This is a genomic window from Rhizobium sp. BK377, assembly GCF_014193935.1.
GTDB lineage: Bacteria > Pseudomonadota > Alphaproteobacteria > Rhizobiales > Rhizobiaceae > Rhizobium.
In genome coordinates this window covers 58,167-72,760 of record NZ_JACIAC010000001.1, presented here as the reverse complement: position 1 = coordinate 72,760, position 14,594 = coordinate 58,167, and the positions used below count along the sequence as shown (strand labels likewise).

Annotated in this window: 15 protein-coding genes and 1 tRNA gene; 12 read left to right on the top strand and 4 right to left on the bottom strand. The window is 60.2% G+C overall.

The window, feature by feature from the left end; translation table 11 throughout:
- Nucleotides 1-179 precede the first annotated feature (179 nt).
- Genes cysG through FHT92_RS00300 form a run of 5 tightly spaced genes read left to right on the top strand, consistent with a single transcriptional unit; the run spans nucleotide 180 to nucleotide 5,386 of the window.
- Nucleotides 180-1,616: a siroheme synthase CysG gene (cysG, locus tag FHT92_RS00320; RefSeq protein ID WP_183821848.1), complete on the top strand. Its 1,437-nt coding sequence runs from the start codon at nucleotides 180-182 to the stop codon at nucleotides 1,614-1,616.
- 1 nt (nucleotide 1,617) lies between these two features.
- The gene (locus FHT92_RS00315; RefSeq protein WP_183821846.1) at nucleotides 1,618-1,932 is read left to right on the top strand and encodes a DUF2849 domain-containing protein; all 315 of its coding nucleotides are present in this window, start codon (nucleotides 1,618-1,620) and stop codon (nucleotides 1,930-1,932) included.
- Between the two features lie 8 nt (nucleotides 1,933-1,940).
- Nucleotides 1,941-3,611: a nitrite/sulfite reductase gene (locus tag FHT92_RS00310; protein ID WP_183821844.1), complete on the top strand. Its 1,671-nt coding sequence runs from the start codon at nucleotides 1,941-1,943 to the stop codon at nucleotides 3,609-3,611.
- Nucleotides 3,612-3,621: 10 nt separating this feature from the next.
- On the top strand, nucleotides 3,622-4,134 hold the full coding sequence (locus tag FHT92_RS00305) for a DUF934 domain-containing protein (protein ID WP_183747362.1): 513 nt from the start codon (nucleotides 3,622-3,624) through the stop codon (nucleotides 4,132-4,134).
- 40 nt (nucleotides 4,135-4,174) lie between these two features.
- Complete coding sequence (locus FHT92_RS00300) at nucleotides 4,175-5,386, top strand: UbiH/UbiF family hydroxylase (RefSeq protein WP_183821842.1); 1,212 nt, start codon at nucleotides 4,175-4,177, stop codon at nucleotides 5,384-5,386.
- A 30-nt stretch (nucleotides 5,387-5,416) separates the two neighbouring features.
- Here FHT92_RS00300 and FHT92_RS00295 read toward each other — a convergent pair whose 3' ends face one another.
- Nucleotides 5,417-6,166, bottom strand: coding sequence for a cytochrome c biogenesis CcdA family protein (locus FHT92_RS00295; RefSeq protein WP_183821840.1), 750 nt, complete (start codon nucleotides 6,164-6,166; stop codon nucleotides 5,417-5,419).
- Between the two features lie 465 nt (nucleotides 6,167-6,631).
- On the opposite strand from FHT92_RS00295, the gene FHT92_RS29140 reads away from it, so the two are divergent.
- Nucleotides 6,632-6,811 carry a hypothetical protein gene (locus FHT92_RS29140; RefSeq protein ID WP_246715354.1) on the top strand — a complete coding sequence of 60 codons (180 nt, stop codon included), beginning with the start codon at nucleotides 6,632-6,634 and terminating at the stop codon, nucleotides 6,809-6,811.
- 41 nt (nucleotides 6,812-6,852) lie between these two features.
- On the opposite strand, the gene FHT92_RS00290 is transcribed toward FHT92_RS29140, so the two are convergent.
- Both FHT92_RS00290 and FHT92_RS00285 read right to left on the bottom strand, forming a co-directional pair.
- Nucleotides 6,853-7,122 (bottom strand): hypothetical protein, encoded by a 270-nt coding sequence (locus FHT92_RS00290; RefSeq protein WP_183821838.1) that lies wholly within the window; start codon nucleotides 7,120-7,122, stop codon nucleotides 6,853-6,855.
- A 45-nt stretch (nucleotides 7,123-7,167) separates the two neighbouring features.
- A tRNA-Lys gene (locus tag FHT92_RS00285) sits at nucleotides 7,168-7,243 on the bottom strand.
- Nucleotides 7,244-7,805: 562 nt separating this feature from the next.
- Between FHT92_RS00285 and FHT92_RS00280 the strand changes: the two genes are divergently transcribed.
- From FHT92_RS00280 to FHT92_RS00265, 4 genes are all read left to right on the top strand, one after another.
- A complete protein-coding gene (locus FHT92_RS00280) occupies nucleotides 7,806-9,101 on the top strand; it encodes an efflux RND transporter periplasmic adaptor subunit (protein ID WP_183821836.1) in 1,296 nt (431 codons plus the stop codon).
- A 12-nt stretch (nucleotides 9,102-9,113) separates the two neighbouring features.
- A complete protein-coding gene (locus FHT92_RS00275; RefSeq protein ID WP_183821834.1) occupies nucleotides 9,114-9,830 on the top strand; it encodes an ABC transporter ATP-binding protein in 717 nt (238 codons plus the stop codon).
- Nucleotides 9,820-11,022: an ABC transporter permease gene (locus FHT92_RS00270; RefSeq protein ID WP_183821822.1), complete on the top strand. Its 1,203-nt coding sequence runs from the start codon at nucleotides 9,820-9,822 to the stop codon at nucleotides 11,020-11,022. Before FHT92_RS00275 ends, FHT92_RS00270 begins: the two co-directional genes overlap by 11 nt.
- 102 nt (nucleotides 11,023-11,124) lie before the next feature.
- Nucleotides 11,125-11,739, top strand: a complete 615-nt coding sequence (locus tag FHT92_RS00265; RefSeq protein WP_183747345.1) for a GntR family transcriptional regulator — start codon at nucleotides 11,125-11,127, stop codon at nucleotides 11,737-11,739.
- A 48-nt stretch (nucleotides 11,740-11,787) separates the two neighbouring features.
- Here the strand turns inward: FHT92_RS00265 and FHT92_RS00260 are convergent, their stop codons facing one another.
- Nucleotides 11,788-12,600: a ferredoxin--NADP reductase gene (locus FHT92_RS00260; RefSeq protein ID WP_183821820.1), complete on the bottom strand. Its 813-nt coding sequence runs from the start codon at nucleotides 12,598-12,600 to the stop codon at nucleotides 11,788-11,790.
- Nucleotides 12,601-12,846: 246 nt separating this feature from the next.
- On the opposite strand from FHT92_RS00260, the gene pcsA reads away from it, so the two are divergent.
- Both pcsA and FHT92_RS00250 read left to right on the top strand, forming a co-directional pair.
- A complete protein-coding gene (pcsA, locus tag FHT92_RS00255) occupies nucleotides 12,847-13,572 on the top strand; it encodes a phosphatidylcholine synthase (protein WP_183821818.1) in 726 nt (241 codons plus the stop codon).
- Between the two features lie 11 nt (nucleotides 13,573-13,583).
- A complete protein-coding gene (locus FHT92_RS00250) occupies nucleotides 13,584-14,564 on the top strand; it encodes a quinone oxidoreductase family protein (RefSeq protein WP_183821816.1) in 981 nt (326 codons plus the stop codon).
- Nucleotides 14,565-14,594 lie beyond the last annotated feature (30 nt).

Sequence of the window (14,594 nt, the reverse complement as noted above, 5' to 3'; positions counted from 1 at the left end):
CAGCTTCCGCCAGAAAACCGGCGCCCAAGATATGTGCTTTTCGCGCCGCACGGGTGAGTTTTCTCAAATCATTGATCTACCGGGTAAAAGAATACGCCGCTAGCCGGCCTTTGGAATTCTGTTTCTTCATTCGGCTGTCCGGAGAATGCATATTCGAGCGACTTCGAAGTGGATTGAGAATGCCTCCCAGGACTGAACAGCTTTCGATATTTCCCGCCTTCTTTCGGGTGGAAGGTCGGACTGCGGCCGTTTTCGGCAATGGCGATGAAGCCTTCGCCAAGGTTCGCCTGTTGTTGAACACGCAGGTGCGCGTCATTGCGCATGCCGATCGCCCGGAAGCCGATTACCACGCTTTTCTGATTGCCAACCGCATCGACACTGTCCGCGAAGCCTTTGCGCCTGAACAGGTCGAGGGCGCTGTCCTTGTGTTTGCGGCAACCGGTGATGCAGAGCGGGATCGCCGTATCGTCGATGCCGCCCGTGCGGCTAAGATTCCGGCCAACGCCGTCGATCAGCCCGATTATTGCGATTTCTTCACGCCTGCTCTCGTCAATCGTGCGCCTGTTGCCGTGGCGATCGGCACCGAAGGCGCAGGGCCGGTGCTCGCACAGATGATCCGCGCCCAGATCGATCAGCTCCTGTCGCCCTCGCTCGGCCGCTTGGCGGCGCTGGCGACCAGCTATCGCGAGGCCGTTGAGCACCTCGTTCCCCGCGGTATTTCCCGCCGCATCTTCTGGCGACGTTTCTTCTCCGGCCCGGTCGCTGATGCCGTTGCCAACGGCAATCTTCCGCAGGCCCGCCGTTCTGCCAATGGCCTCCTGCGCTCGCTGGATCGCGTTGAAGGCCATGTCTGGCTTGTCGGTGCCGGCCCCGGCGCTGAGGATCTTCTGACCTTGCGCGCCCAACGCGTGATGATGGAAGCCGATGTCATTGTGTATGATGCGCTAGTGCCGCAGGCGATCGTCGATATGGGCCGCCGCGATGCCGAGCGTCTTTCGGTCGGCAAGCGCAAGGGCTGCCATTCGAAGTCCCAGGAGGAGATCAATGATCTCTTGGTTGATCTAGGCCGCCAAGGAAAACGCGTGGTGCGCCTGAAGAGCGGCGATCCGCTGGTCTATGGGCGGGCAGGGGAAGAAATGGCAGCGCTACGCGCCGCCGGTATCTCCTATGAGATCGTCCCCGGCATCACTTCGGCCTTTGCCGCGGCTGCTGATTTCGAACTGCCGCTGACTTTGCGCGGCGTCGCCTCGTCGCTGGTCTTCACGACCGGACATGATCTGACCGGAGACGTTTTGCCGGATTGGGCGAGCCTAGCCGTGTCCGGTGCCACCATCGCCGTCTATATGGGCCGCACGGTCGCGGCTTCTGTCGCCGAGCGGCTGATGCAGGCCGGCATTCCCGCCGAAACCACCGTTGCCGTCGTCGAGAATGCCAGCCGCGCAGATCGTCGCCTGCTGCACGGAACCTTACGTGATCTTCCCGACCTGCAGCATCGTGACGAGTTGACCGGGCCGGTCATGGTCATTATCGGCGATGCGGTCGCAGGCGCCAACTTCGAACTGTCCGAACCGTTGGTGCGTGAGCGCATCCGGTGCGATGAACTTGCAAGGAGCTGACATGGTTGACAAGGTTCTAACCGCTAACCGCCTGACGGACGGCGTTGCCGTCTGGCTGAACGCCAATGGCGAGTGGGTGACCTCGTTGCAGGAAGCGCTCGTCGCTCGCCATGCCGAAGCCGTCGCGGCACTCGAGGAGATCGGCAAGAAATCCTATGCTGACAACCTGGTCGTCGACGTCGCCGTTGTCGAGGTTCAGGAAACCAATGGCCAACTCTGGCCGCTGCGTCTGCGCGAGCGCATTCGCGCCCAGGGGCCGACCATGGAATATGCGCCGGGCTACAAGCCGGCTGATCCCGAATTCATTGCAGTCTGAGGAAGACGATGTACCGTTACGACGAATTTGACCACGCCTTTGTCGCCGAGCGCGTCGAGCAGTTTCGCGACCAGGTCCAACGCCGCCTTTCCGGCGAGCTGGCCGAGGACGCATTCAAGCCGCTGCGCCTGATGAACGGCGTCTATCTGCAGCTTCATGCTTACATGCTGCGCATTGCTATTCCCTATGGCACGCTGAGCTCGCGCCAGGTGCGCATGCTCGCTCATATCGCCCGCACGTATGACCGCGGCTATGGCCACTTCACCACGCGCCAGAACCTGCAATTCAACTGGCCGAAGCTATCTGAGATACCCGATGCGCTTGCCGACCTTGCGACCGTCGAGATGCACGCCCTCCAGACCTCGGGCAACTGCATCAGAAACGTGACAGCCGATCACTTCGCCGGCGCCGCCGCCGACGAGGTTGCCGATCCGCGCCCTTACGCCGAAATTCTGCGTCAATGGTCTTCCGTTCACCCGGAATTTTCGTTCCTGCCGCGCAAGTTCAAGATTGCCGTGACCGGTGCCGAGCGCGACCGCGCCGCCATTCAGGTTCACGATATCGGTCTGCATCTGAAGAAGAACGACAAGGGTGAGATCGGCTTTGCCGTCTATGTCGGCGGTGGTCAGGGCCGCACGCCGATGATCGCCAAACTGATCCGGGACTTCCTGCCCGAAGAGGACCTGCTCTCCTACACGACCGCCATCGTGCGCGTGTACAATCTGCATGGCCGCCGCGACAACAAGTACAAGGCCCGCATCAAGATTCTCGTCCACGAAACCGGGGCCGAAGAACTCACCCGCCAGGTCGAGGCTGAGTTCGCACAGCTTAAGGATTCGGAGCTGAAGCTGCCCGAACAGGACGTGCAGGCGATTGCAGCATATTTCGCGCCGCCGGTTCTGCCGGAGCGTGCCGAAGGTTGGGAAAATCTGGCTCGCTGGAAGAAGGCCGATCCGGCTTTCGCGCGCTGGGTCCAGCAGAACGTGCAGCCGCATAAGAACCCCGACTACGGTATGGTGACGATCTCATTGAAGCCGATCGGCGGTATCCCGGGCGATGCGTCCGATTCGCAGATGGATGCGATCGCCGATCTTGCGGAGGAATATGCTTTCGACGAGATTCGCGTCAGCCATGAGCAGAACCTGATCCTGCCGCATGTGGCGCTCGCCGATCTCGAGGCCGTCTACCGCGGCCTGGTTGCCATCGATCTCGCCGAAGCCAATGCCGGTCTCATCACCGATATCATCGCCTGTCCCGGGCTGGACTATTGCGCGCTTGCCAATGCGCGCTCCATTCCGGTCGCGCAGGAAATCTCGCGTCGTTTCGGCGATCCAGTTCGCCAAGCAGAAATAGGCGAACTGAAGATCAAGATTTCCGGCTGCATCAATGCCTGCGGCCATCACCATGTCGGCCATATCGGCCTTCTGGGCGTCGAAAAGAAGGGCGCTGAACTCTATCAAATCACGCTCGGCGGTTCCGGTGACGAACATACCTCGATCGGCGAAATCATCGGCCGCGGCTTCGAGCCGGACAAGGTGACGGATGCGATCGAGACGATCGTCGATACCTATCTGGGCCTGCGCCTCGATCCATCAGAGATATTTCTTGCCACTTATCGCCGTGTTGGCCCGCAGCCCTTCAAGGATGCGCTCTACGGATCGGCTGCGGAAGCGGCATAAGGAGGGGATGATGACGAAGATCTGGAGAGAAACCGGTTTTGTCGAAAACGATCCCTGGATGATCGAGACCGACGAGGTGAAGGCGACGGGGGATCAGAAGCCGCTTCTGACACTCGACGAATTGATCGCCAAGGCCGATGAGAGCAACGATGTCGGCTTCGGCGTCTTGATCAAGCCCGCCGACGATGTCCTGAAACTCGAACCCTATCTCTATCGCCTGGAGATCGTGGCGGTTGCGTTCCCGGCCTTCAATGATGGCCGTGCTTTCAGCCATGCGTCGCTGCTGCGTCAGCGCCTTGGTTACACCAACGAGCTGCGTGCCGTCGGCGACGTATTGATCGACCAGGTGCCGCTGATGCTGCGTGTCGGCATCGACAGTTTCGCCGTCACCAACGAGACGGCGATCCGCCGTCTGTCGGAAAAGCGCCTGCCGTCCATTCCGCATCATTATCAGCCGGCGGTGCGTGACGCCGAAGCCGGCAAGGGCTATAGTTGGCGCCGTCAGGCAAAGCCGGCCGCCTGAGGCCGCCGGGTTGCCGTCTTTTTGATGACGGAACGATAGCATGAGCAAATTCGAAGTGGCGGTGATCGGCGGCGGTCTCGCCGGCATGATCGCCGCAGTCGCCTTGGCACGCGGCGGTCGCAACGTGGCGCTGGTCGCCCCTCCATCCCCCAAGGAAGATCGCCGCACCACGGCCCTGATGGACCAATCGATTCGTTTCCTGGATCGGCTGACACTCTGGGAAAGGCTCCGTCCGGCCGCTGCCCCGCTCACCAGCATGCGCATCATCGACGGCACCAGCCGTCTGCTGCGTGCGCCGACGACGACCTTCCGATCCGCCGAAGTTGGGCTGGACGCCTTCGGCTATAATTTTCCGAACAGAGCATTGATGGATGTGCTCGAAGCCGCCGTAGCCGCTGAGGGCAATATCACCCGTTTCACCGACATGGCTGAAACGATCGGGATCGCTTCGGAATCTGTAACGATCACGCTTGCAGGCGGCGAAGAGATCACCGTCGATTTCGCCATTGGTGCTGATGGCCGCAAATCGAAGCTGCGGGAGACCGCAGGCATCGACGTGCGCACCTGGTCCTACCCGCAATCGGCCATGGTGCTGAATTTTGCGCATACGCTGCCGCACCAGAACATTTCCACGGAGTTCCACACGGAGCACGGCCCCTTTACGCAGGTACCGCTGCCCGGCAATCGTTCAAGCCTCGTCTGGGTGCAGAATCCCTCGGACGCCGCAGCTCGTGTCGAACTGTCGCTTGCCGAGCTCAGCAATGTCGTCGAAGAGCGAATGCAATCCCTGCTTGGTAAGGTCAGTGTGGAGGAGGGTGTGCAGATCTGGCCGTTGTCTGGCATGATGGCGCATCGCTTTGGCAAGGGCCGGATCGCACTGATCGGCGAGGCCGCACACGTATTCCCGCCAATCGGAGCTCAGGGCCTCAATCTCAGCCTTCGCGATATCATGGCGCTGACCGATCTTCTCTGCGCGCGCGCGGAATTGCCTGTCGCCGCTGATGCCGGCACAAGCTTCGACCGCAAGCGCCGCGCCGATATCATGACGCGCACGGCAAGCGTGGATCTTTTGAACCGTTCGCTGCTCTCCGATTTCTTGCCAGTACAGGTTCTGCGCGCCGCAGGCCTGCATGTCCTCTCCGCCATTCCACCGCTGCGCAATATCGTCATGCGCGAAGGCATCGAACCGGGGCGCGGCCTCCGCGATATTCCTGGCGCGATCAAGGAGCGGCTGAAGCGGAAGAAAGCCTGATTATCGCAATATATCGGCTGAGCCTGGCGCTCAGCCGATTTGCATGAGGATTGGGAAGGTCTGCTGGAACCAGATTGCGACATTGCTGACCCAACCGAGCAGGAAGGCAAGGCCTGTCAGCACGAGAAAGACGCCCATGATCTTCTCCACCGTCCCGAGGTGCCTGCGAAACCGCGACAGGAAGCGCATGAAGCTCCCCGAAAAGCCGGCGGCAATCCAGAAGGGCACGGCAAGCCCCAGCGAATAGACAGCGAGCAGCCCGGCACCGGAGCCCACCGTTTCACGCGATGCGGCAACGCCGAGGATTGCTCCGAGCACCGGCCCGATGCAGGGCGTCCAGCCGAATGCGAAGGCCAGCCCCATGACGTAAGCGCCCGTCAGCGTCGCCGGCTTGCCGTTGCCCTGGAAGCGAGCTTCGCGTGCCAGGACGCCAATGCGAAAAAGCCCGAGGAAATTCAGCCCCATGATGATGATGATCAGGCCGCCGATCTTGGCGAGAAGATCGAGATGCTGGCGCAGCAGCATGCCGATCGTCGAGGCACCGGCGCCGAGCGACACGAAGACGGTCGCAAAGCCGAGCGTGAAAAAAAGCGCCGAGAAAAGCACGCCGCGCCGCACATCCGGTGCTGCGGCCACCGTTCCGCCGCCGCGAAACTGCTCGACGGAAATGCCTGCCATATAACAGAGATAGGGCGGGACGAGCGGAAGTACGCAGGGCGACAGGAACGAAAGCGCCCCGGCCAGCAGCGCACTCCAAAGGGAAATATCGGCAATCGACACGCATTCTCTCCGGCACCAATCGGAGCGATGTTCCTAACGCCGCAACGGGGTGGTTGCCAATCACCTTTTTGCGCTGACGCAGCCGCCCGGATCTCCAAATTGCCGCAGGCCCCGGCATGATTTTCTCCATCCCAACATGAGACAGCGGATGTGGATATTAACCGCGCGTATACCATCGTTGGTTCTGTGAATGGATCGACTCGGGCTTAACCGGTGGTATTGCCCGGCATTTGCAGGCACCCCACTGCAAATGCCGGGAGGTCCGGTCGGCGAAGTACGAGGCCGACGCCGGACCTCCCGCGTGCTCTCCGGCTTGCTGGCGGTGGAATGGGATCTATATGTTGCGCACGATGCGTTAGCGGTCAGCGCTGCGGAAATGGCTGCAAGCCTTTTCCGCTAAAATCTCATTCCGTTGTGGTGACCGCGTGATAAATTGCCGCGAGAGAATCCGTGAGGAGAATATTGATGAGCAGATTTCGGGCACTCGTGGCAGTCGGAGCACTGATTGGCATTTCCGTGCTGACGGCATGTGCGACTCCCCCGAATTCGTATGGCTCCGCCTCGGGTTACGTGCCGGGAGATTCGATGAACCGTGCCTGCCGAGACGGCTTCAGACCGAATGATGGCCGCTCCTGCAGCTATTGAAGCGAGAAGGTCGAGACATCAACCTGCCTGGCGGTAACCCGTCAATGCAGTTGCGGCTCATCCTCATCGAGAAAGCTTTGCACGCCATCGCGTTCAGCGGTGGCCAGGAATTCTTCCCAAGCTTCCAGATCTGTGGCGAATTTGTCTTCCCAGACGGTTACGACTTCGGTCTGTGAGATGACCTCGAGGGTCCAATCGCCATTGGTGTCGGCCGGCCGAAATATATCGACGAGCACGGTTACTCCGCTGTCTTCGAATTCGCCGGAAAAATCAGAGTGCTCAAGCTTCGGTTCTTTAGGTGTTTTCGGCATCCGACCTCCAGCACCGTCACGCGCCGTACAGCTAGAAAAAGATTATGGTGAGAGCGTCGGGGTTCGAACCCGAGACCTACTGATTAAAAGTCAGTTGCTCTACCGGCTGAGCTACGCTCTCCCTTTCCGCGAGCGCGAAGCACCCCGGCTGGAAGTGCGCGGAACATATGCAGGCGACCTATCGCGGTCAACCAAAAAAACTTCTTATCGATTGTATCGGGCGAATTTCTTGTTGCCCGCCATCCGACATCGCGTTTCCGCCGGCAGCTTGCCGTCAACATGGCCAACGGCGTTCCGCTCTTCGGCGTGAGGTGGTTGCCGCCTGCTGTGGCCTTAATGGCTATGGTCGCGTCGTCATCACCACGCTGTTGGCACCCGTCGCCAGCGCGACCTTGCGCTAACTGTGAGCTAAACGATGCCGCCGCCTTTCCCGAGCCGCCGACCGCTTCAGAGGCGGCACCGAAATGCCCGCGATACAACCCTGAATATTTGCTTCGACCGTGGGGTTTTCTTGCCGAACACCCCGCACCGACCGCGCTATCCAGCTGTTTCATTGCGAATATTTCATGTTTTTCGGCCGCATTTCCGTGCCATCGTCAGGGCATCGGTAATGTTGGGTTCATCTTCGGCATGATTATCTCGTCACGCAGGGCTGATACGGCGAAGCATATATCGAGGATTTGATGGACAATTTGGAGGCTGGCAAAGAGACCGGTTCCGTAACAGGCGCAAATGCCGACCTGGCTGCCGTGCTGGTCGCCAGCCGGCAGAGCAGGGGGCGTCGCTGGCGCGGACGCCTCATCGTTTTGGTGCTCTTGATCCTCGCGGCCGCCGCCGCTGCCTATTTCTCCATCGGCCGAGGCCAGGCCGAGGTCACCTACACGACCCAGCCGGTCAAGCGCGGCGACCTCACAGTGCTCGTCACCGCCACGGGCTCCGTCCAGCCGACCGAACAGGTTGATATATCGAGCGAATTGTCGGGCACGATGCGCGACGTCAATGTCGACTATAACAGCACCGTCAGGGCAGGCGATGTTCTGGCTGTCCTCGATACTAACAAGCTGGAAGCCGATGTGAAGAGTTCGCGTGCCAAGCTCAACTCGGCAAAGGCCAATGTGGTCAAGGCGAACGCTGATTTGGAATCGGCTGCGACCTCGCTCGACCGCCTGAAGAGCCTCGTGAAAAGTAACGTCTCCACCCAGCAGAGCCTTGACGACGCAACCTACAAATATGACTCGGCAGTCGCCGCGAAGGATATCAACGAGGCGGAAGTCCTGGCCTCAGAGGCAGACTTGCAGCTTGCCGAAGTCAATCTCGGCAAGGCGAAGATCGTTTCGCCGATCGATGGCGTAATTCTGACCCGCTCGGTCGATCCGGGTGCGACCGTTGCTGCCTCGCTTTCGGCGCCGGTGCTGTTCACCATCGCCGGCGATCTCAAGAAGATGGAGCTTCAGGTAGATGTCGATGAAGCCGATGTCGGCCAGATCGCGGTCGGCCAGAAGGCGACCTTCACGGTCGACGCTTATCCAGGCCGCGCCTTCCCTGCCGTGATCGAGCAGATCCGCTTTGCCTCCGAAGTCGTCAACAATGTCGTCACCTATAAGGCGGTTCTCTCGGTCAACAATGCGGACCTGCTGCTGCGCCCCGGCATGACGGCGACCGCCGATATCACCGTTGAAGCCGTCAAAGATACGTTGATGGTGCCAAATGCGGCCCTGCGTTACGCTCCGCCGCAGGCGGAAGGCCGCGGCCGTAGTATCTTCAGCCTGTTGCGCCCGCCGCGTCCGTTCCGCAGCGGTGGTGGCGGTGATGCCAAACTGACCGGCACGCAGCGCCGGGTCTGGGTGCTGCGCAACGGCCACCCTGCACCCGTCGTGATCCAGATCGGCTCCTCGGATGGCCAGTTCACCCAGGTCACCTCGGGCGAGCTTACTGAAAAGGATGCTGTTATCACCGATGCTGCGACGCGCACCAATTGACGGGAGCCGATGATGGAACGCCCGCCGCTTCTGGAATTCAGGCAGGTTTCGAAGATCTACGGCGAGGGTGCTGCGGCAATCCGCGCGCTCGACCACGTGGATCTTTCGATCCGCACGCATGAATTTGTCGCGATCATGGGGCCGTCCGGTTCCGGCAAGTCGACGGCCATGAACATACTCGGCTGCCTCGATGTGCCAACCTCAGGCGACTATGTTTTCCAGGGTATTTCGACCAGTGGCTTTGATCGCGGCCAGCTGACGCTGCTGCGCCGGCATATGCTGGGTTTCGTCTTCCAGGGCTTCAATCTGCTGTCGCGTACCTCTGCCGTGGAGAATGTCGAACTGCCGCTGATCTATCGCGGCCTGGCGGTCGGCGAGCGGCGCAAGCGGGCGAGGGAGGCGCTCGGCCTCGTCGGCCTGTCGGGCAGGGAACATCACAAGACGCAGGAACTCTCAGGCGGCCAGCAGCAGCGTGTGGCAATCGCCCGCGCCATCGTCACCGAACCGGCCTTGCTGCTCGCCGACGAGCCGACCGGCAACCTCGATACCAAGACCAGCATCGAGATCATGGACCTGATGACGCGGCTGAACCGCGAACAGGGCATTACCATCGTCATGGTCACGCATGAGCCTGATATTGCTGCCTATGCAGGTCGCCTGCTGCGTTTCGTGGACGGCAAGCTGGAAACCGAAGTAGAGCATCAGCGGAGGGCGGAACATGTTCTTTGAAACGCTGAAGCTCGCTCTGCGCGCGATCAGCCGCAATCTGCTGCGCTCCTTCCTGACCGTACTCGGTGTCGTCATCGGCGTTGCCGCGGTCATCGCGCTCGTCACGATCGGCAACGGCACGACGGCGCAGGTTTCGACGGAGCTGTCACGTCTCGGCACCAACATGCTCTTCGTGCGCCCCGGCCAATTCGGTCCCGGCCGCGCCAGTTCCGAGGCACGGCGCTTCACGCTGAAGGATGTCGAGGCGATTCGCGATCAGGTTCCCGGTCTCCGGGCGGTTGCGCCCTCCAACCAGTCGACGGCAACCGTAATTTTCGGCGGCCAGAACCATTCAACCACGGTCTATGGCACGACCAACGACTATTTCATCGCCCAGGACTGGGATCTGGCGCTTGGCCGCAATTTCACGCAGGCAGAAGAGCGTGGCCAGTCGCGCTGCATCATCGGCGAGACCGTGCGCGAGCAGCTCTTCGGGGCTGCGGATCCGACCGGGCAGGTGATCCGTGTCGGCAAGGTTTCCTGTCCGGTTATCGGCGTCCTGGCAAAGCGCGGCCAGTCCGGCATGGGCAACGACCAGGACGATGCCGTCATCATGCCGGTCAAGGTCTTCCAGCGCCGCATCAGCGGCACCTCCAATGTGCCGACGATCCTCATCTCGGCGCGAGACGGCGTCTCGACCTCAAAGGTACAGGCCGATGTCGAGAACCTGCTGCGTGAACGCCGTAAGATCATCCCCGGTCGCCAGGACGATTTCAACGTCAATGACATGACGCAGATCGCCGAGGCCATGACCGGCACGACCACGCTGCTGACTGGCCTGCTTGGAGCGGTCGCTGCCGTCAGCCTGCTCGTCGGCGGCATTGGCATCATGAACATCATGCTGGTATCGGTGACGGAGCGCACGCGCGAGATCGGTATCCGTCTTGCGATCGGCGCACTTGAAAATCAGGTGTTGACGCAATTCCTGGTCGAGGCCGTCGCCCTGTCGCTCTTCGGCGGCATAGCCGGCATCATGCTCGGCCTGACGCTGGCCTACGGTACGGTCAACTTCCTCAATGTACCTTTCGTGGTCAGTCCGCTCATCATCTTCATCGCCTTCATCTTCTCAGCGGCGATCGGCATGATCTTCGGCTTCTTTCCGGCCAGACGGGCGGCACAGCTCAATCCCATCGAGGCGTTGCGCCACGAGTAGGGAAAATGCGCTCGTGCGCGGCATGGCTTTGATATATCAGGATAACTTGTCTTCGGCATTCAACCGTGCCAGTATTGATATATCAGCCTCGGATTCGCCCGCATGCAGGAATCGCTAAGCCATCTCGCCTATCTGGCACTAGAGCACGCCATCGTGACCCTGGCTTTGGCGCCGGGCGCGTTGGTAACGGAAAAGCAGCTTATCGATCTTGCTGGCCACGGCCGCACGCCGGTGCGGGAGGCAATCCAGAAACTTGCTTGGCAGGGGCTAATCCTGGTCAGGCCGCGTGTCGGTCTGCAGATCGCAGAAATTCACGCTGAAGACCACGCCAATGTCATGCAGGTGCGCCGCAAGTTGGAGCCGATTGCTGCGGCTCTGGTGGCAGATACGGCCAACGAGGAGCAGAGGGGACGGCTTGCCGCCTGCGCGCGCGCGATGGAGGAATGCGCTGTCCGCGGCGATCTCGCGGGCTTCTTCGCCGCCGACAAGGCCTTTGACGAGATCCTGGAGGACGCTTGTCCGAACAGCTTCATGATCGCTGCATTGGGGCCGGTCCAGACCCATTCCCGCCGTCTTTGGTATTCGACCGCCAATCCGGAACGGATGGATCGCTCCATCTCCCTGCATGTTACTGTCATTAAAGCCATTCATCAGGGCGAGGCCGAGCAGGCGCGCGAGGCCATGGCCGACCTCATCGATTATCTGAGCCAAAAATAGAAACGGCCCCGTTTCCGGAGCCGTTGCCTGTGGATCGGGTTTACAGCCTCAGCCGACGAAGGCGCGCTCAATCACGAATTCAGCGGGCTTGCTGTTGGCGCCCTCGTTGAGGCCGGCCTTTTCCAGAAGCTCCTTGGTGTCCTTCAGCATGGCGGAAGAACCGCAGATCATGCCGCGGTCGACAGCCGGATCGATCGGCGGCACGCCGAGATCGGTGAAGAGCTTGCCCGAGGAAATCAGGTCGGTGATACGGCCGCGATATTCGAAATCTTCGCGGGTGACCGTCGCATAGTGGCGCAGCTTGTCGCCGACGACTTCCTGGAGGAGTTCGTCGTTCTGGATCTCGTGGATGAGATCGAAGCCGTATTTCAGCTCAGATATCTCGCGTGTCGTATGGGTGAGGATGACCTCATCGAACTTCTCGTAGGTCTCCGGATCGCGGATCAGGCTCGCGAAGGGCGCGATGCCGGTGCCGGTCGAGAACATGTAGAGACGCTTGCCGGGCGTCAGCGCATCGAGAACAAGCGTGCCTGTCGGCTTCTTGCGCATCAGCACCTGGTCGCCCGGCTTGATGAGCTGTAGGTGCGAGGTCAGCGGGCCATTCGGGACCTTGATGGAGAAGAATTCCAGTTCTTCAGCCCAGGCCGGGCTTGCGATCGAATAGGCGCGGAAGACCGGCTTGCCTTCAACCATGAGGCCGATCATCGCAAACTCGCCCGAACGGAAACGGAAGCCATCTGGCCGGGTCATCGTGAAACGGAAGAGCCGGTCAGTGTAATGCGTCACGCTCAGCACCGTCTCGGCGTAAACGCCGGCGGGAATGGCGGATGCGAATTCTTCGGTCTTTGCGGGTGCGTTCATTTCGATATCGGGCTCGTCGTTCGCAGGATAATCAGGGCATGCGAGGCAGATATTACAAAACCCCGCTAAATTAAAGGCAATCCATTCCATCGCATGCCTGGGGAGCGAAATATGCATGTCACGGTCAGGATTCACTGGCCTGTGGCGAACTGTCGCTTTTGCGCTGGCTAAGCTATTCAAAGGATGCATATTAGGCAAAAAACGACGCCCGCCGCGACGCGGGCGCGACAGGTAGCACGGGGGAACATGAAGATTTTCAATTACAAGCGCGTTCCATACGCGGAAATGCGCGCATTTTCCGTCCATATTCTGACGGCATCCGGTTCCTTTCTCGCGTTTCTCGGCGTGGTAGCCGCCGCCGAGCACCGCTTCATCGACATGTTCTGGTGGCTGGGCCTGGCACTTCTGGTCGACGGTATCGATGGGCCGATTGCCCGCAAGGTGCGCGTCAAGGAAGTGCTGCCCAACTGGTCTGGCGATACGCTCGACAACATCATCGATTACGTGACCTATGTGCTGCTCCCGGCCTTTGCTCTCTATCAGAGCGGTATGATCGGCGAACCCTGGTCCTTCGCCGCCGCCGGCATGATCGTCGTGTCGAGCGCCATCTACTATGCCGATATGGGCATGAAGACGGAGGAGTATTTCTTTTCCGGTTTCCCCGTCGTCTGGAACATGGTGGTCTTCACGCTCTTCGTCATGCATGCGAGCGAGATGACGGCCTTTATCGTCGTCACCGTCTCCGTGATCCTGACCTTTTTGCCGATCAACTTCCTGCATCCCGTGCGGGTCCAGCGCCTGCGCCCGCTGAATCTCGGTATCTTTCTGCTGTGGTCAGCACTTGGTGCCTATTCGCTGTTGATGCATTTCGACATGCCGCAATGGGCCGTCGTTCTCTTCATCGTGAGCGGCATCTACCTTTACGTCATCGGTGCGGTGCTCCAATTCTTCCCGGCGCTTGGACGTAAATGAGGTAGACTGAGATGACAAAGACGAAGGCGGTTTCTTTCTCCAGAAACGGTGGTCCCGAGGTTTTCGAATATGTCGATATCGATCTGCCGCCGCCATCAGCGGGTCAGGTGCAGATCCGCCAACAAGCGGTCGGGCTGAACTTCATCGACGTCTATTTCCGTGACGGTACCTACAAGGCCCCGCATCTGCCTTTCGTGACCGGCAAGGAAGGCGCCGGTGTCGTCACGTCAATTGGTCCCGGTGTGACCGATTTTGCCGTGGGCGACCGTGTCGCCTATGCCAGTGCCGATGGCGCCTATAGCGTGGAGCGCAATATCGAGACGAAACATCTGGTGAAGGTGCCCGACAGCGTCAGCCTGGAAACCGCAGCCGCCATGACCCTGAAGGGCATGACGGCCGAGTATCTGCTGAACCGCACCTTCAAGGTCGGCCCTGAGACAGTATTGCTGTTCCATGCCGCAGCCGGCGGCGTCGGTCTCATCGCCGGCCAGTGGGCAAAGGCGCTCGGCGCAACCGTCATCGGCACGGCGGGTTCGGCCGACAAGGTCCAACTGGCGCTCGATCATGGCTATGACCATGTCATCAATTACAAAACTGAGAATTTCGCCGAGCGCGTGCGGGAGATCACCGGGGGCAAGGGCGTCGACGTGGTTTATGACTCGATCGGCCGAGACACTTTCCCACAATCGCTGGATTGCCTGAAGCCACGCGGCCTCTTCGCGTCCTTTGGTCAATCTTCGGGCGCGATCGAGAATTTCACGATGGCGCACCTCGCTCAGAGGGGCTCTCTCTATGCCACGCGCCCGACGCTCTTCACTTATATTGCCTCGCGTCAGGAACTGACCGATTGTGCAAACAATCTATTTGATGTTGTGCAGAGCAACAAAGTGCGTATCAATATCAACCAAACCTATCCGCTGCGTGAGGTTGGGCGGGCGCACGCGGATCTGGAAACAAGAAAAACAACCGGAACGACGCTGCTGATTCCATGAGATCCAAAAGGACCGGTCGGCAGAAGAAAT

What these genes read in the sequence shown, in the direction of transcription:
- cysG (WP_183821848.1), top strand. Translation starts at nt 180, where the DNA reads ATGCCTCCCAGGACTGAACAGCTTTCGATATTTCCCGCCTTCTTTCGG.
- FHT92_RS00315 (WP_183821846.1), top strand. Translation starts at nt 1,618, where the DNA reads ATGGTTGACAAGGTTCTAACCGCTAACCGCCTGACGGACGGCGTTGCC.
- FHT92_RS00310 (WP_183821844.1), top strand. Translation starts at nt 1,941, where the DNA reads ATGTACCGTTACGACGAATTTGACCACGCCTTTGTCGCCGAGCGCGTC.
- FHT92_RS00305 (WP_183747362.1), top strand. Translation starts at nt 3,622, where the DNA reads ATGACGAAGATCTGGAGAGAAACCGGTTTTGTCGAAAACGATCCCTGG.
- FHT92_RS00300 (WP_183821842.1), top strand. Translation starts at nt 4,175, where the DNA reads ATGAGCAAATTCGAAGTGGCGGTGATCGGCGGCGGTCTCGCCGGCATG.
- FHT92_RS29140 (WP_246715354.1), top strand. Translation starts at nt 6,632, where the DNA reads ATGAGCAGATTTCGGGCACTCGTGGCAGTCGGAGCACTGATTGGCATT.
- FHT92_RS00290 (WP_183821838.1), bottom strand. Translation starts at nt 7,122, where the DNA reads ATGCCGAAAACACCTAAAGAACCGAAGCTTGAGCACTCTGATTTTTCC.
- FHT92_RS00280 (WP_183821836.1), top strand. Translation starts at nt 7,806, where the DNA reads ATGGACAATTTGGAGGCTGGCAAAGAGACCGGTTCCGTAACAGGCGCA.
- FHT92_RS00275 (WP_183821834.1), top strand. Translation starts at nt 9,114, where the DNA reads ATGGAACGCCCGCCGCTTCTGGAATTCAGGCAGGTTTCGAAGATCTAC.
- FHT92_RS00270 (WP_183821822.1), top strand. Translation starts at nt 9,820, where the DNA reads ATGTTCTTTGAAACGCTGAAGCTCGCTCTGCGCGCGATCAGCCGCAAT.
- FHT92_RS00265 (WP_183747345.1), top strand. Translation starts at nt 11,125, where the DNA reads ATGCAGGAATCGCTAAGCCATCTCGCCTATCTGGCACTAGAGCACGCC.
- FHT92_RS00260 (WP_183821820.1), bottom strand. Translation starts at nt 12,600, where the DNA reads ATGAACGCACCCGCAAAGACCGAAGAATTCGCATCCGCCATTCCCGCC.
- pcsA (WP_183821818.1), top strand. Translation starts at nt 12,847, where the DNA reads ATGAAGATTTTCAATTACAAGCGCGTTCCATACGCGGAAATGCGCGCA.
- FHT92_RS00250 (WP_183821816.1), top strand. Translation starts at nt 13,584, where the DNA reads ATGACAAAGACGAAGGCGGTTTCTTTCTCCAGAAACGGTGGTCCCGAG.